Annotated in this window: 21 protein-coding genes; 20 read left to right on the plus strand and 1 reads right to left on the minus strand. The window is 70.5% G+C overall.

What is annotated here, in order from left to right:
- The first annotated feature begins 247 nt into the window (after window positions 1–247).
- The 20 genes from rho to ACFV8H_RS05740 all read left to right on the plus strand — a co-directional run bounded on the left by rho (window position 248) and on the right by ACFV8H_RS05740 (window position 20,052).
- On the plus strand, window positions 248–2,365 hold the full coding sequence (gene rho, locus ACFV8H_RS05645; RefSeq protein ID WP_380396744.1) for a transcription termination factor Rho: 2,118 nt from the start codon (window positions 248–250) through the stop codon (window positions 2,363–2,365).
- Window positions 2,366–2,506: 141 nt separating this feature from the next.
- Window positions 2,507–3,655: an LCP family protein gene (locus tag ACFV8H_RS05650; protein ID WP_380396746.1), complete on the plus strand. Its 1,149-nt coding sequence runs from the start codon at window positions 2,507–2,509 to the stop codon at window positions 3,653–3,655.
- Window positions 3,656–3,852: 197 nt separating this feature from the next.
- Window positions 3,853–4,074 (plus strand): 50S ribosomal protein L31, encoded by a 222-nt coding sequence (rpmE, locus tag ACFV8H_RS05655; RefSeq protein ID WP_350504385.1) that lies wholly within the window; start codon window positions 3,853–3,855, stop codon window positions 4,072–4,074.
- 181 nt (window positions 4,075–4,255) lie between these two features.
- Window positions 4,256–5,332: a peptide chain release factor 1 gene (prfA, locus tag ACFV8H_RS05660; protein WP_380396748.1), complete on the plus strand. Its 1,077-nt coding sequence runs from the start codon at window positions 4,256–4,258 to the stop codon at window positions 5,330–5,332.
- A gap of 63 nt (window positions 5,333–5,395) precedes the next feature.
- Window positions 5,396–6,262: a peptide chain release factor N(5)-glutamine methyltransferase gene (gene prmC / locus ACFV8H_RS05665; protein WP_375892984.1), complete on the plus strand. Its 867-nt coding sequence runs from the start codon at window positions 5,396–5,398 to the stop codon at window positions 6,260–6,262.
- 88 nt (window positions 6,263–6,350) lie between these two features.
- A complete protein-coding gene (locus tag ACFV8H_RS05670; RefSeq protein WP_380396750.1) occupies window positions 6,351–6,998 on the plus strand; it encodes an L-threonylcarbamoyladenylate synthase in 648 nt (215 codons plus the stop codon).
- A gap of 32 nt (window positions 6,999–7,030) precedes the next feature.
- Window positions 7,031–7,672, plus strand: a complete 642-nt coding sequence (locus ACFV8H_RS05675) for a protein-tyrosine-phosphatase (protein WP_360233710.1) — start codon at window positions 7,031–7,033, stop codon at window positions 7,670–7,672.
- 128 nt (window positions 7,673–7,800) lie between these two features.
- Complete coding sequence (glyA, locus tag ACFV8H_RS05680; protein ID WP_380396752.1) at window positions 7,801–9,081, plus strand: serine hydroxymethyltransferase; 1,281 nt, start codon at window positions 7,801–7,803, stop codon at window positions 9,079–9,081.
- Between the two features lie 173 nt (window positions 9,082–9,254).
- The gene (locus tag ACFV8H_RS05685; RefSeq protein ID WP_380396754.1) at window positions 9,255–10,535 is read left to right on the plus strand and encodes an MraY family glycosyltransferase; all 1,281 of its coding nucleotides are present in this window, start codon (window positions 9,255–9,257) and stop codon (window positions 10,533–10,535) included.
- Window positions 10,536–10,836: 301 nt separating this feature from the next.
- Window positions 10,837–11,280, plus strand: coding sequence for a hypothetical protein (locus ACFV8H_RS05690; RefSeq protein ID WP_375892977.1), 444 nt, complete (start codon window positions 10,837–10,839; stop codon window positions 11,278–11,280).
- Between the two features lie 285 nt (window positions 11,281–11,565).
- Window positions 11,566–12,378 (plus strand): F0F1 ATP synthase subunit A, encoded by an 813-nt coding sequence (atpB, locus tag ACFV8H_RS05695; protein WP_375892976.1) that lies wholly within the window; start codon window positions 11,566–11,568, stop codon window positions 12,376–12,378.
- Between the two features lie 84 nt (window positions 12,379–12,462).
- Window positions 12,463–12,696 carry an ATP synthase F0 subunit C gene (atpE, locus tag ACFV8H_RS05700; RefSeq protein ID WP_350504378.1) on the plus strand — a complete coding sequence of 78 codons (234 nt, stop codon included), beginning with the start codon at window positions 12,463–12,465 and terminating at the stop codon, window positions 12,694–12,696.
- A 37-nt stretch (window positions 12,697–12,733) separates the two neighbouring features.
- A complete protein-coding gene (locus ACFV8H_RS05705; protein ID WP_375892975.1) occupies window positions 12,734–13,294 on the plus strand; it encodes a F0F1 ATP synthase subunit B in 561 nt (186 codons plus the stop codon).
- Entirely contained in the window at window positions 13,291–14,106 is an 816-nt protein-coding gene (locus ACFV8H_RS05710) for a F0F1 ATP synthase subunit delta (RefSeq protein ID WP_380396757.1), read from the plus strand. The genes ACFV8H_RS05705 and ACFV8H_RS05710 overlap by 4 nt, the downstream gene beginning before the upstream one ends.
- Window positions 14,107–14,268: 162 nt before the next feature.
- On the plus strand, window positions 14,269–15,843 hold the full coding sequence (atpA, locus tag ACFV8H_RS05715; RefSeq protein WP_375892972.1) for a F0F1 ATP synthase subunit alpha: 1,575 nt from the start codon (window positions 14,269–14,271) through the stop codon (window positions 15,841–15,843).
- Between the two features lie 32 nt (window positions 15,844–15,875).
- On the plus strand, window positions 15,876–16,790 hold the full coding sequence (locus ACFV8H_RS05720; protein WP_380396759.1) for a F0F1 ATP synthase subunit gamma: 915 nt from the start codon (window positions 15,876–15,878) through the stop codon (window positions 16,788–16,790).
- A gap of 2 nt (window positions 16,791–16,792) precedes the next feature.
- Window positions 16,793–18,238, plus strand: a complete 1,446-nt coding sequence (gene atpD, locus ACFV8H_RS05725) for a F0F1 ATP synthase subunit beta (protein ID WP_380396760.1) — start codon at window positions 16,793–16,795, stop codon at window positions 18,236–18,238.
- Window positions 18,239–18,422: 184 nt separating this feature from the next.
- Entirely contained in the window at window positions 18,423–18,806 is a 384-nt protein-coding gene (locus ACFV8H_RS05730) for a F0F1 ATP synthase subunit epsilon (RefSeq protein ID WP_375892967.1), read from the plus strand.
- Window positions 18,807–18,956: 150 nt separating this feature from the next.
- Complete coding sequence (locus ACFV8H_RS05735; RefSeq protein ID WP_359899950.1) at window positions 18,957–19,457, plus strand: DUF2550 domain-containing protein; 501 nt, start codon at window positions 18,957–18,959, stop codon at window positions 19,455–19,457.
- Between the two features lie 22 nt (window positions 19,458–19,479).
- Window positions 19,480–20,052, plus strand: a complete 573-nt coding sequence (locus ACFV8H_RS05740; RefSeq protein WP_360233640.1) for a cob(I)yrinic acid a,c-diamide adenosyltransferase — start codon at window positions 19,480–19,482, stop codon at window positions 20,050–20,052.
- Between the two features lie 43 nt (window positions 20,053–20,095).
- Here ACFV8H_RS05740 and ACFV8H_RS05745 read toward each other — a convergent pair whose 3' ends face one another.
- The gene (locus ACFV8H_RS05745; RefSeq protein ID WP_380396762.1) at window positions 20,096–20,701 is read right to left on the minus strand and encodes a hypothetical protein; all 606 of its coding nucleotides are present in this window, start codon (window positions 20,699–20,701) and stop codon (window positions 20,096–20,098) included.
- Between the last annotated feature and the right edge of the window lie 78 nt (window positions 20,702–20,779).

Below are 20,779 nucleotides of genomic sequence, written 5' to 3' on the forward strand. Positions count from 1 at the left end.
CGACGGGGGCCCGGGATTCGCAGGCAGCGTGGGCGCAACGCCCTCTGGGGAGGTCGACACACGACCGGCCCACGCGCCACCTCAGCACCACCGTGCTTCACGCACCGCACCTCGCAGCTCTCCCTCGACGGGCTCCCGCCATTCGAGGGATCACCGCCTCGGACCGACGCAGTCGAGCGTTGGTCAGGACAGCACAACCGGTCGCCGAGCCAGACAGGCCGACGTCCGCTCCAGGGAAGGACCCTTAGTGAGCGACTCCACCGATCTGATGGGCGCGCGCCCGGACGCCGAAGCGTCGGACGCGACCGCCGCCCCCGCTGCCCCGGCTCGCCGCCGCCGCAGTGCCGCCGCGGGCCTGGACGGCATGGTCCTCGCCGAGCTGCAGAAGCTCGCCGCGGACCTGGGCATCACCGGTACCGGACGCATGCGCAAGAGCCAGCTGATCGAGACCATCAAGGAGAAGAGCGGCGGGGACCCGCTGCTCGCCGCCGGTGGCGCCCCGGCCGCCAAGCGCACCGCCGCCAAGGCGGACGCCGAGGCCCCGGCCGAGAAGCCGGCCCGCCGCACCAAGGCCGCCGCCGCCGCTGCCGCGGCCCCGGCCGCCGAGCCGCAGGCCCAGATCGAGATCCCGGTCCAGGCCGCCGCCGAGACCGCCGCGCCGGCCCGTGCCGAGCGCACCCGCCGCCGCGCCACCTCGGCCGCCGGCGCCCCGACCGCGCCCGTCGCGGCCGCGGAGGCCGCCGCCGAGGCCGCCACCGTCGCGGTGGCCGAGCCCAAGCAGGCCGACCGTCCGGCCGAGACCCGCGCCTTCGAGGGCCGCGAGGAGGGTCGCGAGACCCGTCGCGACCGCCGCGAGCGCCGTGACCGCCGGGACGGCGGCGAGCGTACGGAGCGCACCGAGCGCACCGAGCGTCAGGACGCCGGCGAGGCCCAGGCCGGGCAGGACGCCGACGGCCGCGAGTCGCGTCGCGACCGCCGCAACCGCCGCGAGCGCACCGACCGCCAGGGCCAGCAGGGCCAGCAGCAGGCCCAGGGCGACGGCCAGCAGCGCCGCGAGGGCGGCCAGGGCCAGCAGGCCCAGCAGCCGCAGGTCCAGCAGGGCGGCTACGACGACGACGAGTTCGGCGACGGCCGTCGCGGCCGTCGGGGCCGTTACCGCGACCGTCGGGGCCGTCGCGGCCGTGACGGCTTCGAGGCCGGTCCGGCGGTCGACACGCAGATCGGCGACGACGACGTCCTGATCCCGGTCGCGGGCATCCTCGACATCCTCGACAACTACGCCTTCGTGCGCACCTCCGGCTACCTGCCGGGCCAGAACGACGTCTACGTCTCGCTCGCCCAGGTCCGCAAGAACGGCCTGCGCAAGGGTGACGCGATCACCGGTGCCGTGCGCCAGCCGCGCGAGGGCGAGCGCCGCGAGAAGTTCAACGCCATGGTGCGGCTGGACTCCGTCAACGGCATGGACCCGGAGACCGGCCGCGGCCGCCCCGAGTTCAACAAGCTCACCCCGCTGTACCCGCAGGAGCGGCTGCGCCTGGAGACCGACCCGGGCGTGCTGACCACCCGGATCATCGACCTGGTGTCGCCGATCGGCAAGGGCCAGCGCGGTCTGATCGTCGCGCCGCCGAAGACCGGTAAGACCATGGTGCTCCAGGCGGTCGCCAACGCGATCACCCACAACAACCCCGAGTGCCACCTGATGGTCGTCCTGGTCGACGAGCGTCCGGAAGAGGTCACCGACATGCAGCGGTCGGTCAAGGGCGAGGTCATCTCCTCGACCTTCGACCGTCCGGCCGAGGACCACACCACCGTCGCCGAGCTGGCCATCGAGCGCGCCAAGCGCCTGGTCGAGCTGGGCCACGACGTGGTCATCCTGCTGGACTCGATCACCCGCCTGGGCCGCGCCTACAACCTGGCGGCGCCGGCCTCCGGCCGCATCCTGTCCGGTGGTGTCGACTCGACCGCGCTGTACCCGCCGAAGAAGTTCTTCGGTGCCGCGCGCAACATCGAGAACGGCGGCTCGCTGACCATCCTGGCCACCGCGCTGGTCGAGACCGGCTCGCGGATGGACGAGGTGATCTTCGAGGAGTTCAAGGGCACCGGCAACATGGAGCTCAAGCTCGACCGGAAGCTCTCGGACAAGCGCATCTTCCCGGCCGTCGACGTGGACGCCTCCAGCACCCGCAAGGAGGAGATCCTGCTCGGCAGCGAGGAGCTGGCCATCGTCTGGAAGCTGCGCCGGGTGCTGCACGCGCTCGACTCGCAGCAGGCGATCGAGCTGCTCCTGGACAAGATGAAGCAGACCAAGAGCAACGCCGAGTTCCTGATGCAGATCGCCAAGACCACCCCCGGTTCGGGCGACTGACCGTAGGCGGACTCCGCTGCACAGCACGGAACCCCGGATCGCGCGAGCGGTCCGGGGTTCCGTGCGTTCATGGCCGCTTTGTTCCAGAGTTGGGACAGCTTGGGACTATTTGATCTTCTTGTCCGATTTACTCTGGACCGTATGGCCGAGCACAAGAGGGTCCCGAGTCGCCGCCGCAAGGTCCTGCGGTGGTCCGCCTGCGCGGTCGCCGCGCTCGTCGTCGCCGGCGGCGGCGCGGGGGCGTACGCGTACCTGAAGCTCAACGGCAACATCAAGAGCGTCGACATCGACTCCCGCCTCGGCGAGGCGCGGCCCCCGGCCGCCACCGACGGCTCCTTCAACATCCTGGTGCTGGGCTCCGACTCGCGGGTCGGCGAGAACGGCGACCTGGCCGGCGGGGACACCGGCGACTCCGCCCGCTCCGACACCGCGATGGTGGTCCACGTCTACCAGGACCACTCCAGGGCCTCGATCGTCTCGATCCCGCGCGACACCCTGGTCGACCGCCCGCAGTGCACCGACGGCGCCGGCAAGGCCGTCCCGGCGGCCAAGCGCGCGATGTACAACAGCGCCTTCGAGGCGGGCGGCGCGACCTGCGCCGTCAAGACCACCGAGCAGCTCACCGGGCTGCGGATGGACCACTACCTCCAGGTGGACTTCGCCGGCTTCGCCCGGGTCGTGGACGCGATAGGCGGGGCCACCGTGACGACCACGGTGGCCATCCACGACAAGGACAGCGGGCTCGACCTGCCGGCCGGCGAGCACCACCTGGACGGGCAGCAGGCGCTGGCCTTCGTGCGCACCCGGCACGGTGTCGGCGACGGCAGCGACCTCGGCCGGATCGAGCTGCAGAAGCAGATGGTCAAGTCGCTGCTCCAGCAGGCCGGCGGGATCGGACTGTTCTCCAACCCGGTCAAGCTGTGGTCGATCGGCGACACCATGACCAAGAGCGTCACCACCGACTCCGCGCTCGGTTCGGTGAACTCCCTGGTCGGGCTGGTGCAGGAGCTCAAGGGGATCGGGCCGGACCAGCTGTCCATGGTCACCCTGCCGGTGGTGACCGCGCCCAGCGACCCCAACCGGGTGGTCGAGCAGCAGCCGCAGGCCGGGAACGTCTGGGCGGCGCTCAAGGCCGACCGGCCCCTCCCGCAGGCGGTCGTCTCGGCCCAGCCGGAGAACCCCGCCCAGGCGGCCCCCACGGCCCCGGCGGCGGGCGCCGCCGGGCCGTCCGTGAAACCGTCCGTGAAGTCGTCCTCGCAGCCCACCGCGAAGGCCTCCGCCGTCCGCTGAGCCGCCGGCCCGCCCGCGCCCGCGCCACCGTCCGGGAGGCCGGTCCGAAGCATCCGGAATGTCCCCCGGAATAAGCCGCGGCGGGCCCCGGTTTGGGAAGATGCGGCCGGTCCTGGCAGACTGGTCCGTCGGTCCCGGTTCACGTGCGGCATTCCCAGCCGCCGACCCGGTGCCCTCCCGAAAACTAGGAGAACCCCTTGAAGTCCAACGTTCACCCGGAGTACGTGGTCACCAACGTGACCTGCACCTGCGGCGCCGAGTTCACCACCCGCTCGACCGAGACCAGCGGCGTGATTCGCGCCGAGGTCTGCTCGCAGTGCCACCCGTTCTACACCGGCAAGCAGAAGATCCTCGACACCGGTGGCCGCGTGGCCCGCTTCGAGGCCCGCTTCGGCAAGCAGCACAGCGCGAAGGCCTAGCGCTCCCTCGGCGCCGGTTCCCGGTGCCCCCGTACTCGTTGTCGGGGGCGCTGGGGGCCGGCGCCGTTCGCGTCCCAGCGCGTACCGCACAGCTCCGCACAGCTCCGCCCTCCGCACAGCTCCGCCCTCCGCACAGCTCCGCCCTCCGCACGATCCGAGTCACCGGGAAGAAGGCCACCCCATGTTCGAGGCAGTCGAAGAGCTCCTCGTCGAGCACGCCGACCTCGAAACGAGGCTGGCCGACCCGTCCGTCCACGCGGACCAGAACAACGCCCGCAAGCTGGCCAAGCGGTACGCCGAGCTGACCCCGATCACCCGGGTGTACCGGCAGTGGCGGCAGGCCGGCGAGGACATCGAGGCCGCGCGCGAACTCGCCGCCGAGGAGCCGGAGTTCCTCTCCGAGGTGAAGGAGTCCGAGGCGCGCCGCGACGAGCTGACCGAGGAACTGCGGCTGCTGCTCGTCCCGCGCGACCCGAGCGACGACAAGGACGTCATCCTGGAGATCAAGGCGGGTGAGGGCGGCGAGGAGTCCGCGCTGTTCGCCGGCGACCTGCTCCGGATGTACCTGCGCTACGCCGAGCGGATCGGCTGGAAGACCGAGATCATCGACTCCAACGAGTCCGACCTCGGCGGCTACAAGGACGTCTCGGTCGCCGTGAAGACCAAGGGCAACAGCGAGCCCGGCCAGGGCGTCTGGGCCCGGTTGAAGTACGAGGGCGGCGTGCACCGCGTGCAGCGCGTCCCCGCCACCGAGTCGCAGGGCCGCATCCACACCTCCGCGGCGGGCGTGCTGGTCACCCCCGAGGCGGAGGAGGTCGAGGTCGAGATCGTCGCGAACGACCTGCGGATCGACGTCTACCGCTCCTCCGGCCCCGGCGGCCAGTCGGTCAACACCACCGACTCGGCGGTCCGGATCACCCACCTGCCGACCGGTATCGTGGCGTCCTGCCAGAACGAGAAGAGCCAGCTGCAGAACAAGGAGCAGGCGATGCGCATCCTGCGTTCGCGGCTGCTGGCCGCCGCGCAGGAGGAGGCCGAGCGGGAGGCCTCGGACGCGCGTCGCAGCCAGGTCCGCACGGTGGACCGCTCCGAGCGGATCCGGACGTACAACTACCCGGAGAACCGCATCTCGGACCACCGCACGGGGTTCAAGTCGTACAACCTGGACCAGGTCCTGGACGGCGACCTGAACGCCGTGATCCAGTCCTGCGTCGACAAGGACGCGGCGGCCAAGCTCGCCGCGGCCCAAGAGAACTGAGACCGGCGCGCCCCAGCCCGACGCAAGACCGGAGCCGGAGCGCAGAAACATGAGGTCGTACGGATGAACCTGCTGCTCGCCGAGGTGGCCCAGGCCACCCAGCGGTTGGCCGCGGCCGGCGTGCCGTCGCCGCGCTTCGACGCGGAGGAACTCGCCGCCTACGTCCACAACGTCAAGCGCAGCCAGCTGCACACCGTGCAGGACGCCGACTTCGACGCCCGCTACTGGGAGGCGGTCTCGCGCCGCGAGGCCCGCGAGCCGCTGCAGCACATCACCGGGCGGGCATTCTTCCGCTACCTCGAACTGGCGGTCGGCCCCGGGGTGTTCGTGCCCCGGCCGGAGACCGAGACGGTCGTCGAGTGGGCCATAGACGCCGTGCGCGACATGGACGTCGCCGAGCCGCTGGTGGTCGACCTGTGCTCCGGCTCCGGCGCCATCGCGCTCGCCCTGGCCCAGGAGCTGCCGCGCTCGACCGTGCACGCCTTCGAGCTGGACGAGGGGGCGCTGGAGTACACCCGGCGCAACATCGAGGCCAGCCCGGACCGCGCCCGGGTCACCCTGCACGCCGGTGACGCCACCAAGGCCTTCGAGGACGACCGCTCCTGGGACGGCCGCTTCGACCTGGTGATCTCCAACCCGCCGTACATCCCGCTCACCGAGTGGGAGTACGTCGCGCCGGAGGCCCGCGACCACGACCCGCAGATGTCCCTGTTCTCCGGCGAGGACGGCCTGGACACCATCCGCGGCATCGAGCGGGTGGCCGCCCGGCTGCTGCGCCCGGGCGGTGCGGTGGTGATCGAGCACGCCGACCAGCAGGGCGGCCAGGTGCCGTGGATCTTCAACGAGGAACGCGGGTGGACGGACACCGCCGACCACCGCGACCTGAACAACCGACCGCGCTTCACAACCGCCCGAAGGGTCGGGTTGTGAACGATCGAGCACAGCACGACCGCCCGAAGGGTCGCGCTGTGAAGCTCGCCGTGAACGTCATGAGCCTTTCCGGAAGGGGACCGCACCGATGAGCCGCCGCTACGACTGTGCCGACGCCGGGGACCGCGCCACCGGCCTGCGGGAGGCCGCATCGGCCATCCGCCGCGGCGAACTCGTCGTGCTGCCCACCGACACCCTGTACGGGGTCGGTGCGGACGCCTTCTCCCCGGAGGCCGTCGGCGAGCTGCTGGCCGCCAAGGGCCGTGGCCGCAACATGCCCTCGCCCGTCCTGGTCGGCTCGCCGACCACCCTGCACGGCCTGGTCACCGACTTCTCGGAGCAGGCCTGGGAACTGGTCGACGCGTTCTGGCCCGGCGGTCTCACCCTGGTCGCCAAGCACCAGCCCTCGCTGCGCTGGGACCTCGGCGAGACCCGCGGCACCGTCGCGGTCCGGATGCCGCTGCACCCGGTCGCCATCGAGCTGCTGAACAGCACCGGCCCGCTCGCGGTCTCCAGCGCCAACAAGACCGGCGGCCCGTCCCCGGCGACCTGTGACGAGGCGCAGACCCAGCTGGGCGACGCGATCTCGGTCTACCTGGACGGTGGCAGGGCCGACCACGCCACCGCCTCGTCCATCGTCGACGTGACCGGCAAGGTGCCCGTGCTCCTGCGGGCCGGGGCGATCAGCATCGAGCAGCTGAGGGAGGTCGTCCCCGACCTGGAGGCCGGAAGTTGACACCCACCGCCTCGCTCCATGACGGGCCCGGCATAGCGCCGTACCTGAGCGTGGGTCCCAGGCCGCTGGACCACTTCCGGATCCTGTTCGTCTGTACGGGGAACATCTGCCGCTCGCCGATAGCCGAGCGGCTCACCCGGCGTGAGCTGGACACCCGGCTGAGTCCCCGGGTGGCCGGGCGGATTCTGGTGGAGAGCGCCGGCACCTGGGGCCACGTGGGGGCGCCGATGGAGGACCACGCGGCGACCGTGCTCGACGAGTACGGCGCCGACAGCGGTGGCTTCACCGGCCGGGAACTGCTGGACGAGCACGTGGTCGAGGCCGACCTGGTGCTGACCGCGACCCTGGACCACCGCGCCCAGGTGATCTCGATGGGCCACGAGGCGGGCCTGCGCACCTTCACGATGAAGGAGTTCACCCGGCTGGTCCGGACGATCGACCCGGGCACCCTGCCCGACCCGCGCCGCGGCGCCGACGTCACCGAGCGGGCCCGCGCCCTGGTGCGGGCCGCCGCCGCGCTGCGCGGCTGGCTGCTGGCCGCGACCCCGGAGTCCGACGAGGTGGACGACCCGTACGGCGCTCCGATCGGCATGTTCCGCAACTGCGGCGAGGAGATATTCCACGCGGTCGACCCGGTGGTCACCGCGCTGACGGGCGTTCCCGCGCCGCGCTGACGCGCCCGAGCGAGCCGCCCGAGCCGAGCGCCGGATAACGGGGCCGAACGGCCCCTTCTCGGCGGGCCGTACGGGGGCGACGGTCCTACGCTGGGGGCACCGTCCCTGCCGCGCCCGGGAGCCCTGCCATGACCGTCACCGATGCCGCGACCGGCTCGACCACGACGACGGGGCGCCCCTGGGCGTCCGAGGCGCTGCACCGGGCGGATCCGCAGATCGCCGACCTGCTGGCCGCCGAGTCCGAGCGGCGCGCCGAAACGATCCAGCTGCTGGCGGGGGAGAACCTCACCACGCCCGCCGTGCTGGCCGCGCTGACCGGGCCGCTGATCGACAAGTACGCCGAGGGCTACCCCGGCCGCCGGCACCACACCGGGTGCGCGCTGGCGGACGCCGCGGAGCTGCTGGCGATCGACCGGGCCCGCGCGCTGTTCGCCGCGCCGCACGCCAACGTCCAGCCCCGCTCGGCGACTTCGGCGATGCTCGCGGCCTACGCGGCGCTGCTGCGGCCCGGTGACGGGGTGCTGGCGATGTCGCTGGAGCACGGCGGCCACCTCAGCTGCGGCTCGCGGGCCAACTTCTCCGGCCGCTGGTTCGAGTTCACCGGCTACGGCGTGCGCGCGGACGACGGCCTGATCGACCTCGACCAGGTGCGCGAGCTGGCCCGGCGGCACCGCCCGAAGGCCATCGTGGCGGGTTCGATCTCCCACCCCCGGCACCCGGACTGGGCGGCCTTCCGGGAGATCGCCGACGAGGTGGACGCCTATCTGATCGCCTCCGTCGCGCAGACCACCGGCCTGGTCGCGGCCGGGGTGGCGCCCTCCCCGGTGCCGTACGCGGACGTCACGGTGGCCGCCACCCACAAGCTGCTGCGCGGCCCGCGCGGCGGTCTGCTGCTGTCCACCGCGGAGCTGGCCGAGCGGATCGACCGGGCGGTGTTCCCGTTCAGCCAGGGCGGCGCGGCGATGAACGAGGTGGCCGGCAAGGCGGTGGCACTCGCGGAGGCCGGGACGCCCGCCTACCGGGCGTACGCGCAGCGGGCGGTGTCCGGGGCGCAGGCGCTCGCCAGCGGGCTCGCAGAGGCCGGAATGCGCCCTCTGACGGGCGGTACCGACACCCACCTGGTGACCGCCGACGTCAGCCCGCTCGGCGTGACCGGCGCGGAGGCCGAACGGCGCTGCGCGGCGGCCGGGTTGCTGCTCGGCAAGTGCGCACTGCCGTACGACCCGGCGCCGGCCGCCGACACCTCCGGGATCAGGCTGGGCACGGGTACCGTGACCAGCCAGGGGATGGGGGAGGCGGAGCTGACCGCGATCGCCGCCCTGATCGCCCGGCTGCTCGCCGGGGAGGCCCCGGGGCCGGTCGCGGCGCGGGTCCGGGAGCTGGCGGCGGCCTTCGCCGGGGGAGTCTGAGGCCCGCGCGTCCACAGGTATTCGGATCTCCTACCCGGGAGGGCGAACCGCGATGCACGCCCCGGGCGTCCGACTCAATAAGGTGTGTGCCGTGGCGACGCACCTCGAACCCCGGGAAGGCAGGGGAGTACCTTCGGTACCTCCCCGTTCGACAGTGATGCAGGAGGCCAGTGGTGCGTGAGTATCTGCTGGTGCTGTTCTGCACCGCCGCCGTCACCTACCTGTTGACCGGTCCGGTCCGGAAGTTCGCCATCGCGGCGGGCGCGATGCCCCCGGTCCGCGCCCGCGACGTGCACCGCGAGCCCACTCCGCGGCTCGGCGGCATCGCGATGTTCGGCGGACTGTGCGCGGGCATCCTGGTCGCCTCCCAGCTGGACAACCTGAGCAAGGTGTTCAACGGCGGCAGTGACATCCGCGCGCTGCTGTCCGGCGCCGGGATCATGTTCCTGCTCGGGGTACTGGACGACAAGTGGGGCGTGGACGCCCTGGTCAAGCTGGGCGGCCAGATGATCGCCGCCGGCGTGATGGTCTGGCAGGGCGTCACGGTGATCAGCCTCCCGGTGCCCGGCGTCGGTTCGGTCGCGGTGAGCCCGACCCAGGGCATGGTCATCTCGGTCACCCTGGTCGTCGTCATGGTCAACGCGGTGAACTTCATCGACGGGCTGGACGGCCTGGCGGGCGGCATGGTCTGCATCGCCGCGATGGCCTTCTTCCTGTACAGCTACCGCCTCTGGTACGGCTACACGATCTCCGACGCGGCCCCCGCCGTGCTGTTCAGCGTGCTGCTGATCGGCATGTGCCTGGGCTTCCTGGCGCACAACATGCACCCCGCGCGGATCTTCATGGGCGACTCCGGCTCGATGATGCTCGGCCTGATGCTGGCCGTCGCCGCGATCTCGATCACCGGCCGGGTCGACCCGGACCTGATCAACAGCGAGACCGGTTCGCAGACCGCCACCGTGCACACCCTGGTGCCGATCTACATCCCGCTGCTGCTGCCGCTGACGGTCATCGCGCTGCCGCTGGCCGACCTGCTGCTCGCGGTGGTGCGCCGCACCTGGGCCGGCCAGTCCCCGTTCGCCGCCGACAAGCGCCACCTGCACCACCGGCTGCTCCAGGTCGGGCACTCGCACAGCCGGGCGGTGCTGATCATGTACTTCTGGGCCGCGCTGATCGCCTTCGGCACGGTCGCCTTCTCGGTGACCAAGACCGGCCGCACGGTGGTGCTGACCCTCGCCGGGCTGTGCCTGGTCGGCCTGGTGGTCCTGCTGACGCCGCGGTTCCGGCCGCGGGCGCCCCGGGCGGTGCAGTCCTTCGTCCCGCCGCGGTACCGCCGGCGCTCGTCGTCCGCCCCGATGGCCGAACTGTCGGCGAAGGACAAGCAACTTCTGGGTGAAGCGGGCCACGGGTCCTCCGCGTCCACCGACCACCGCAAGGCCACCGGCCGCCGGTGACACCGAAGTTGACGATCCGTCAAATGGGCTCACCCGTACGGCGGATTCGCTGCGCCATCGGTGTGACAGGAGCCACACATTCATGGTAAAGCTCTCATCAAATAGTTTGTGATACCGTTCACGAGTACCGAGAACGCGCCGAAAGACCTGACAGGTGGAGGACTTCCGTCCCTGGTCGGTCTCCTTCGACGGATCCGCCGCTCACCGCGGGCGGTCCGGCGGCGGCCACTCGGTCCGGTGTCACCCCGCCACCATCTGTGCCCGTCCCCCGCCACATCGACATGCCGCCGGAGCTGCCGACATGCCGTCCCCCGACGCCCGGGTCCTCCGAGGCGCCGCGATTCCCACTGCGGTCGCCGGGATCATCGCCATGGCGATCTCCTTCGCCGTCGCCGGTGGGAAGGGCCTGCTCGGCGCCCTCTTCGGCGCCCTGCTCGTCCTGGCCTTCTTCAGCTCCGGCCAGATCGCGCTCGACCGGCTGACCAGGTCGAACCCGCAGATCATGATGGCCGCGGCGCTGCTGGTGTACACCACCCAGATCCTGCTGGTCGGCATCGTCCTGGCGGTCTTCAAGGACACCGACCTCTTCAACCGGCAGACCTTCGCGTTCACGCTGATCGGCTGCGTGCTGATCTTCACCGGCTTCCAGGTGCGCGGCGCACTCAAGGCCAAGATGTTCTACGTCGACCCTCACGCCTCGGAAAGCAAGGGTGACAAGCCCTCCGACAAGGGTCGTCAACAGTGACGAGGCCCAACTGTCCCCCCAACGAGGGGGGCGGTGTTTATGCCGCACTGACGGGCTGCTATCGTCCGTCGCAACAACGGAGTACGGGAAGAGGCCTGGTCTGTCCGGATCGCGGACTGATCGCCCCCCGGACCCGCGCAGTCTTCGATGATCCCGCAGCAGCGCAGCGCGCCGTCGTGCGGGGTCGGCGAGATACCCATCAAGTTCCAGTGCCGCTCCGTGGTCGCAGGCCACGCCGACACACCGAGGTTGCCGTAACCATGCGTCACGACGAAGGAGTCCGTGGTGAGTGCTGAACTCACGTCCCTCGCCTCAGGCAGTTGCCACTTCGGGGACGCTGGCTGCGGCTTCCCGGCCCCGGGTCTGAACGAGTTCCAGTTCAAGCCGATCTTCTCGGTCGGCGGCATCGACTTCAACAAGCCGATGCTGCTGTCGATCATCGTCGCGCTGCTGGTCGTCGTGTTCTTCTGGGCCGCCTTCGCCAAGCCGCGACTGGTCCCCGGCAAGCTGCAGCTGGTCGGCGAGATCGGTTACGACTTCGTCAAGCGCTCCATCGTGATGGAGACGATCGGCAAGAACGGCGAGAAGTACGTTCCGATGCTGGTCTCGATGTTCTTCTTCGTCTGGTTGATGAACATCATGTCGATCATCCCGTTCGCGCAGTTCCCGGTGACGGCGTCGATCGCCTTCCCCGCGGGCCTGGCCGCGGTCGTGTGGATCACCTACATGACGCTGACCTTCAAGAAGCACGGCTTCGTCGGCGGTCTGAAGAACCTCTGCTGGCCGTCGGGCATCCCCGGCTGGGTCATGTTCATCCTGGTCCCGATCGAGTTCTTCTCGAACATCTTCGTGCGCCCCTTCACCCTGGCGGTCCGAGCCTTCGCGAACATGTTCGCGGGCCACCTGCTGGTCGTGATGTTCTCCGTCGCCTCCTGGTACCTGCTCAGCCCGACCCTGGGCGCGCTGTACGGCTCGGCCTCCTTCGTGGTCGCCGTCGGCCTCACCGCCTTCGAGCTGCTGGTGCAGTTCCTGCAGGCCTACATCTTCGTGATGCTGGCCAGCAGCTACATCGCCGGTGCCCTGGAAGAAGCGCACTGAGCCTCGCAGCCCCGGCTGCTTCCCCTCCCGAACGCCCGGTGGCCAACCACCACCGGTCCACCACCCCGCAAAGGACAAGCTGAAATGCAGAACCTCGCTGAGGTCTACGGTTCCGTCGCCTCGATCGGTTACGGCCTCGCCGCGATCGGCCCCGGCATCGGTGTTGGTCTCATCTTCGGTAACGGTGTCCAGGCCATGGCCCGTCAGCCCGAGGCTGCCGGCCTGATCCGCTCCAACATGTTCATCGGCTTCGCGCTGACCGAGGCGCTCGCCCTCATCGGCATCGTCATGCCGTTCGTCTTCGGCGCCGGCAAGTAATTCCCCGCCGTTAGACCCTTTCGAGGAAGGTCCAGATATGAGTTTCGTGGCTAACCTCGCGGAGGAGGGGGAGAAGATGAACCCCCTGCTTCCCGCGTGGCCCGAGGTCATCATCGGCCTGCTCTGCTTCTTCATCGTCTTCGGTCTGCTCGGCAAGAAGCTCCTCCCCAGCATCGAGAAGGTGCTGTCGGAGCGTCGGGACGCCATCGAAGGCGGCATGGAGCGTGCCGAGGCCGCTCAGGCCGAGGCCCAGGCCCTGCTTGAGCAGTACCGCGCCGAGCTCGCCGAGGCGCGCCACGAGGCCGCCCGCATCGTCGAGCAGGCTCGCGAGCAGGGCGCCGCCCAGCTCACCGAGATGCGCGAGGAGGGCCAGCGTCAGCGCGAGGCCATCGTCGCCGCCGGCCACGCCCAGATCGAGGCCGACAAGAAGCAGGCGACTGCCGCCCTGCGTCAGGACGTGGGTTCGCTGGCCACCCAGCTGGCTTCCCGCATCGTCGGCGAGTCCCTCGAGGACAACGCCCGGCAGAGCGGCGTGATCGACCGCTTCCTGAACGAGCTCGAGGCCAAGGCCACCGTGGCTCAGGGCGCGGCCAAGTGATCGGCGCCAGCCGCGAGGCGCTCGCCGCCGGCCGGAAGAACCTGGACAGCCTGACCGACTCCACCTCGGTGGACGCGGCCAAGCTGGCCGAGGAGCTCGCCGCCGTCACGGTCGTGCTGGACCGCGAGGTGTCGCTGCGCCGCGTCCTGACCGACCCGTCCCGGTCGGGTCAGGACAAGGCCCAGCTGGTCACCTCGCTGCTGACCGGTCAGGTCTCGGGCGAGACCGTCGACCTGGTCTCCGGCCTGGTCCGGTCCCGCTGGTCGGGTGCGCGTGACCTGGTGGACGCGACCGAGGAGCTCGCCGCCTACGCCGAGGTCATCGCCGCGGACAAGGCCGGCGCCCTGGACGACGTCGAGGACGAGCTGTTCCGCTTCGGCCGGGTGGTGAGCGGCTCGCACGAGCTGCGCGCCGCGCTCACCGAGCCGAAGGCCGGCGCCGTCGCGAAGGCCGCGCTGATCAACAAGCTGCTCGGCGGCCGCGCCAACGCCGGCACCGTGCGGCTGGTCACCGCCCTCGTCAACGCGCCGCGTGGTCGTAGCCTGGAGCAGGGCCTCGAGTCCTACTCGAAGCTCGCCTCCGCGCGCCGCGGCCGCATGGTGGCCCTGGTCACCAGCGCGGTGCCGCTGTCGGACACCCAGAAGGAGCGCCTCAGCGGTGCTCTGGGCCGGATGTACGGCCGCCAGGTCCACCTGAACATCGACGTCGACCCCGAGGTCGTCGGTGGTGTCCGGGTGCAGATCGGCGACGAGATCATCGACGGCACCGTGTCGAGCCGCCTCGAAGGCGCTCGCCAGTCGCTCGAAGGCTGAGCAGGACCGAGCAGCACATCCGACCCTCGGTCGGGAAACCGGCTCCCCAAGGAGTCGGCAAAACGTACGGCCGGTTCATACGACCCGGCCGAGAGTCGAGTACTTGCGGCCGGCCCTCAACGGCGGGCCGAGGATCGCAAACTAGGAGAGCAGGGAAGCCTGATGGCGGAGCTTACGATCCGTCCGGAGGAGATCCGGGACGCGCTGGCCGACTTTGTCCAGTCGTACCAGCCGGACGCCGCTTCTGTGGAAGAGGTCGGCACGGTCACTGACGCGGCGGACGGCATCGCGCATGTCGAGGGCCTGCCCTCGGTCATGGCGAACGAGCTGCTGAAGTTCGAGGACGGCACGCTCGGCCTCGCGCTGAACCTCGACACCCGCGAGATCGGTGTCGTCGTCCTCGGTGAGTTCGGCGGTATCGAAGAGGGCCAGACCGTGCGCCGCACCGGCGAGGTCCTCTCGGTTCCGGTCGGCGACGGCTACCTCGGCCGCGTCGTGGACCCGCTGGGCAACCCGATCGACGGCCTCGGCGAGATCGCCGCCAGCGGCCGTCGCGCCCTTGAGCTGCAGGCCCCCGGCGTCATGGCCCGCAAGTCGGTCAAGCAGCCGCTGCAGACCGGTATCAAGGCCATCGACGCGATGACCCCGATCGGCCGTGGCCAGCGTCAGCTGATCATCGGTGACCGCCAGACCGGCAAGACCGCGGTGGCCGTCGACACGATCATCAACCAGCGCGACAACTGGCGCTCGGGCGACCCGGAGAAGCAGGTCCGCTGCATCTACGTCGCCGTGGGCCAGAAGGGCTCCACCATCGCGTCCGTCCGCGGCGCCCTGGAGGAGGCCGGCGCGCTGGAGTACACCACCATCGTGGCCGCTCCCGCGTCCGACCCGGCCGGCTTCAAGTACCTGGCGCCGTACACCGGTTCGGCCATCGGCCAGGAGTGGATGTACGACGGCAAGCACGTCCTGATCATCTTCGACGACCTGTCGAAGCAGGCCGAGGCCTACCGTTCCGTCTCCCTGCTGCTGCGCCGCCCGCCGGGGCGCGAGGCCTACCCGGGTGACGTCTTCTACCTGCACTCCCGCCTGCTGGAGCGCTGCGCGAAGCTGAACGACGCCCTCGGCGGCGGCTCGATGACCGGTCTGCCGATCATCGAGACCAAGGCCAACGACGTCTCGGCGTACATCCCGACCAACGTCATCTCCATCACCGACGGCCAGTGCTTCCTGGAGTCCGACCTGTTCAACGCCGGCATCCGCCCGGCCGTGAACGTCGGTATCTCGGTCTCCCGCGTCGGTGGCTCCGCCCAGATCAAGGCCATGCGCTCGGTCGCCGGCCGTCTGCGCCTGGACCTCGCCCAGTACCGTGAGCTGGAGGCCTTCGCCGGCTTCGGCTCCGACCTGGACGCGGCCTCCAAGGCCCAGCTGGAGCGCGGTGCGCGCATGGTCGAGCTGCTCAAGCAGGGCCAGTACCAGCCGTTCCCGGTCGAGGAGCAGGTCGTCTCCATCTGGGCCGGCACCACCGGCAAGCTGGACGACGTCCCGGTCGCGGAGATCCGCCGCTTCGAGCGCGAGTTCCTCGACTTCGTCCGCCTGCAGCACAAGGACCTGCTCGCCGGCATCGTCGAGACCGGCCTGCTGGCCGACGGCACCGTCGACGCCCTGACCGGCGCGATCGAGTCGTTCAAGCAGGGGTACCAGACCGCCGACGGCAAGCTGCTCTCCGAGCAGGCCTGAGTCCGGTAGCGAGGGAAAGGACGTAACGACCCATGGGAGCACAGCTTCGGGTCTACAAGCGCCGGATCCGCTCTGTCACCGCGACGAAGAAGATCACCAAGGCGATGGAGATGATCTCCGCGGCGCGCATCGGCAAGGCGCAGCGCGCGGTGGCGGCCTCCGCTCCGTACGCCGATGAGCTCACCCGGGCGGTGACGGCGGTGGCCATCCGGTCCAACGCCAAGCACCCGCTCACCACCGAGAACCCGAACGCCACCCGCGCTGCGGTCCTGCTGATCACGGCGGACCGCGGCCTGGCCGGCGGTTACTCGTCCAACGCCATCAAGGCCTCGCTGACGCTCTCCGAGCGTCTGCGCGGCGAGGGCAAGGACGTCGTGACCTACATCGTCGGTCGGAAGGGTCTGTCGTACTACACCTTCCGCAACCTGGCGGTGGGGAACTCGTGGACGGGCTTCTCGGACAAGCCGACCTACGGCGACGCGAAGACGGTGGCGGCCGAGCTGATCGAGGCCTTCACGGCCGAGACCGGCGGCGTGGACGAACTCCACGTGGTCTCGACCGAGTTCGTGTCCATGCTGACGCAGGACGCGGTCGCGGCGCGGCTGCTGCCGCTGAAGCTGGACGAGGTCCAGCTCAGCGACCAGTCGCCGGCCAAGTCGGAGATCTTCCCGCTGTACGACTTCGAACCGTCGGCGGAGGGCGTGCTCGACGCGCTGCTGCCGCGGTACGTCGAGAGCCGGATCTACAACGCGCTGCTGCAGTCGGCCGCTTCCGAGCACGCCGCCCGCCGCCGCGCGATGAAGAGCGCGACGGACAATGCCGGCGAGCTCATCAAGTCGCTCACGCGGCTTGCCAACTCGGCCCGTCAGGCCGAGATCACCCAGGAAATCAGCGAGATCGTCGGCGGCGCCAACGCCCTCGCCGACGCTAGCCGCGGGAGCGAATGAGTATGACCACCACTGTTGAGCCGACCACGGCGACGGGCCGCGTCGCGCGGGTCATCGGCCCGGTCGTCGACGTGGAGTTCCCCGTCGACGCGATTCCGGACATGTTCAACGCCCTGCACGTCGAGGTGGACAACCCCGACGGCTCGGGCAAGAAGACCCTCACCCTCGAGGTCGCCCAGCACCTCGGCGACGGCCTGATCCGCGGCATCTCGATGCAGCCGACCGACGGCCTGGTCCGCGGTTCGCAGGTCACCGACACCGGCTCCGCCATCTCGGTGCCGGTCGGCCAGATCACCAAGGGCAAGGTGTTCAACGCCCTCGGTGACGTGCTGAACGTCGACAAGGCGGAGTTCGACAAGCAGGTCGAGGTCCGCTGGCCGATCCACCGCAAGGCCCCCGCGTTCAAGGACCTCGAGTCCAAGACCGAGATGTTCGAGACCGGCATCAAGGTCATCGACCTGCTCACCCCGTACGTCACGGGTGGCAAGATCGGTCTGTTCGGTGGTGCCGGTGTCGGCAAGACCGTTCTGATCCAGGAGATGATCTACCGCGTCGCCGAGAACTTCGGTGGTGTGTCGGTGTTCGCCGGTGTCGGCGAGCGCACCCGTGAGGGCAACGACCTCATCGACGAGATGGTCGACTCGGGCGTCCTGGACAAGACCGCGCTGGTCTTCGGCCAGATGGACGAGCCGCCGGGCACCCGTCTGCGCGTCGCGCTCTCCGCGCTGACCATGGCGGAGTATTTCCGTGACGTCGAGAAGCAGGACGTGCTCCTCTTCATCGACAACATCTTCCGGTTCACCCAGGCCGGTTCCGAGGTGTCGACCCTGCTCGGCCGCATGCCCTCCGCGGTGGGCTACCAGCCGAACCTGGCCGACGAGATGGGCCTCCTCCAGGAGCGCATCACCTCGACCCGCGGTCACTCGATCACCTCGATGCAGGCGATCTACGTCCCCGCGGACGACCTGACCGACCCGGCCCCGGCCACCACCTTCGCCCACCTGGACGCGACGACCGTTCTGTCGCGCCCGATCTCGGAGAAGGGCATCTACCCGGCCGTCGACCCGCTGGACTCCACGTCCCGCATCCTCGACCCGCGGTACATCACGGCGACCCACTACGAGACGGCCGTCCGTATCAAGGGGATCCTGCAGAAGTACAAGGACCTCCAGGACATCATCGCCATCCTCGGTATGGACGAGCTGTCCGAAGAGGACAAGATCACGGTCCACCGTGCCCGTCGCATCGAGCGCTTCCTCTCGCAGAACACCTACGTGGCGAAGCAGTTCACCGGTGTCGAGGGTTCGACCGTGCCGCTGTCGGAGACCATCGAGGCCTTCAACTCGATCGCCGACGGCAAGTACGACTCCGTTCCGGAGCAGGCCTTCTTCATGTGCGGTGGCATCGAGGACCTCGAGAAGAACGCCGCCGAGCTGGCGAAGAAGTAATCGCGGCCGGTAGCAGCTGAGTGACCGTGAGGGGTGGCCCCCGAGCCTGGGGACCACCCCTCGCGGCACATCGGCTGTGATTCCGGTCAAATCCGTGCCGCCGGTTTCATGCCGGAGGCGCGGGGCCGTTATTCTTACCGAAACTCCCGAGTAATCGGGGGTTGCATGAGCCTAGGAGCCCACGTTGGCTGAGCTGCACGTCGAGCTGGTCGCAGCCGACCGCAAGGTGTGGTCCGGTGCGGCCACCATCGTCGTCGCCCGTACGGCCTCCGGTGACACCGGCATCATGCCGGGCCACACCCCGGTGCTGAGCGTGCTGGAGACCGGTCCGGTCACCATCCGCACGGTGGACGGCGGCACCGTCATCGCCGCGGTGCACGGCGGCTTCATCTCCTTCGCCGACAACAAGCTGTCTCTGCTCGCGGAGATCGCCGAGCTGGCGGACGAGATCGATGTCGCGCGTGCCGAGCGCGCGCTGGAGGAGGCCAAGTCCGACCTGGACGCGCACGCCGAGCGTCGCGCCGAGGTCCGGCTGTTCGCGGCGCGCGGCCTCAAGGCCCACGCCTGAGTGTGCCGGACCCCGACTTGGCGGGGTCGACCGACGGTCCCGGGGACGCGCGAGCGTGACCCCGGGACTGTCGTCGTAGTTGGTAGGTCAGCGCGGCCGTCCGGGACGGCCGCGAAACGGGGAACGCGGGTAGCGAGGAGGTAGGTGAGCATGGTCCTCGCGCTTGTGGTGTGTGCGGCGGTCGTGGCGCTGGGAGTGATCGGCCTGATGGCCTTCGCCGTACGCCGCCGCCTGATCCAGCGGGTCGGCGGCACGTTCGACTGCAGTTACCGGCTCAAAATGCCCGCCGACGCCTCGACGCAGCCCGACCTCGACGAGAACGGCAAACCCACCTCCGCCCCGGTCCCACCGACCGACGGCAAGGGGTGGGTTTTTGGTATCGGCCGGTACAGCGGCGACTCGATCGAGTGGTTCCGGGTCTTCTCGTACGCCCCCCGCCCGCGCAAGGTCCTGCCCCGCCGGGAGATCGAGGTCCTCGGCCGGCGCTACCCGGAGGGCCAGGAGGAGCTGGCGCTGCTCTCCGGCTCGGTGGTGCTGCGCTGCCTGCACAACGGGTCGCCGCTGGAGCTGGCGATGAGCGAGGACGCGCTCACCGGCTTCCTGGCCTGGCTGGAGGCGGCTCCCCCGGGGCAGAGGGTTAACGTCGCCTAACCTGCCCGGCTAGGCTGGCCGCATGGTCAATCTGACGCGCATCTACACCCGTACCGGGGACGACGGCAGCACCGCGCTCGGCGACATGAGCCGGACCACCAAGACCGACCCGCGGCTGATGGCGTACGCGGACGCCAACGAGGCGAACGCGGCGATCGGGGTGGCCCTCGCGGTCGGCGCACTGCCCGAGGACGTCGCGGCCGTGCTCGTCCGGGTCCAGAACGACCTGTTCGACGTCGGCGCCGACCTCTCCACGCCCGTGGTCGAGGACCCGAAGTACCCGCCGCTGCGGGTGCTGCAGTCCTACGTCGACCGGCTGGAGGGGGACTGCGACCACTACCTGGAGCAGGTGGAGAAGCTGCGCAGCTTCATCCTCCCCGGCGGCACGCCCGGCGCGGCCCACCTGCACCTGGCCTGCACGGTCGTGCGGCGGGCCGAGCGCTCGACCTGGGCGGCGATCGACGCGTACGGGGACTCCGTCAACCCGCTGACCGCGAAGTACCTCAACCGGCTGTCCGACCTGCTGTTCATCCTGGCCCGGGTGGCCAACAAGGAGCGCGGCGACGTGCTCTGGGTGCCGGGGGAGAACCGCTAGGGCCCGTGGGCCCCGGGTCCGTCGGCGGACCCGTCGGCGGACCCTAGGAGGCGTCCTGGGACGCCTTCTCCGGGGCGGGCCGCTCGACCACCCGGCCGTCCACCACGGTGACGCCCGCCGACGCCTCCTTGGGCCAGAGCGAGAAGCAGCCGGCCACGACCACGTTGACCACGGCCGCGATGCCCAGCTTCCAGTACCACTGGGCGAAGGTGCCGAAGTGGGCGGAGCCGGCCGACAGCGGGACGAGCAGGCTGATCAGGGCCAGGGTGATCACGGCGGAGACGACCGTCCGCCGGGCGATCCGCCACTCGTGCGCCGTCCGCTCCGGGCCGTACGTGGGCGAGGGCAGCGGCGCGGGGCCGCCGGCGAAGCGGTGCAGGAAGTGCCGGTCGGCCCAGGCGACCAGCGAGGGGCCGTAGCCGACCGAGAAACCGGCGTAGCTCGCGGCCAGGGCGTGCGTCCAGCCCGCCTGCGCGCCGCCGCGCAGGTTCAGCACGGTGAGGGCGTACAGGGCGAGGTCCACCACCGGCAGGCCGATCAGCAGCACGGTGCTGGTGCGGCGCATCCGCAGCAGGTAGCGGGCGGAGAGGGCGAGGCCGAGCACGATCCACCAGGAGATCTCGGCCGCGACGATGAGGGTGACGATCACTTTCTGCTCCCGGTCGTTCCGACGGTGTCCCCAGCCTCGTGCGCGGGCGCGGTGCTGTCGTCGTCGCCCGGTGCCGTC

Origin of the sequence: Kitasatospora sp. NPDC059827 (assembly GCF_042731675.1) — a bacterium.
Taxonomy (GTDB): Bacteria; Actinomycetota; Actinomycetes; order Streptomycetales; family Streptomycetaceae; genus Kitasatospora.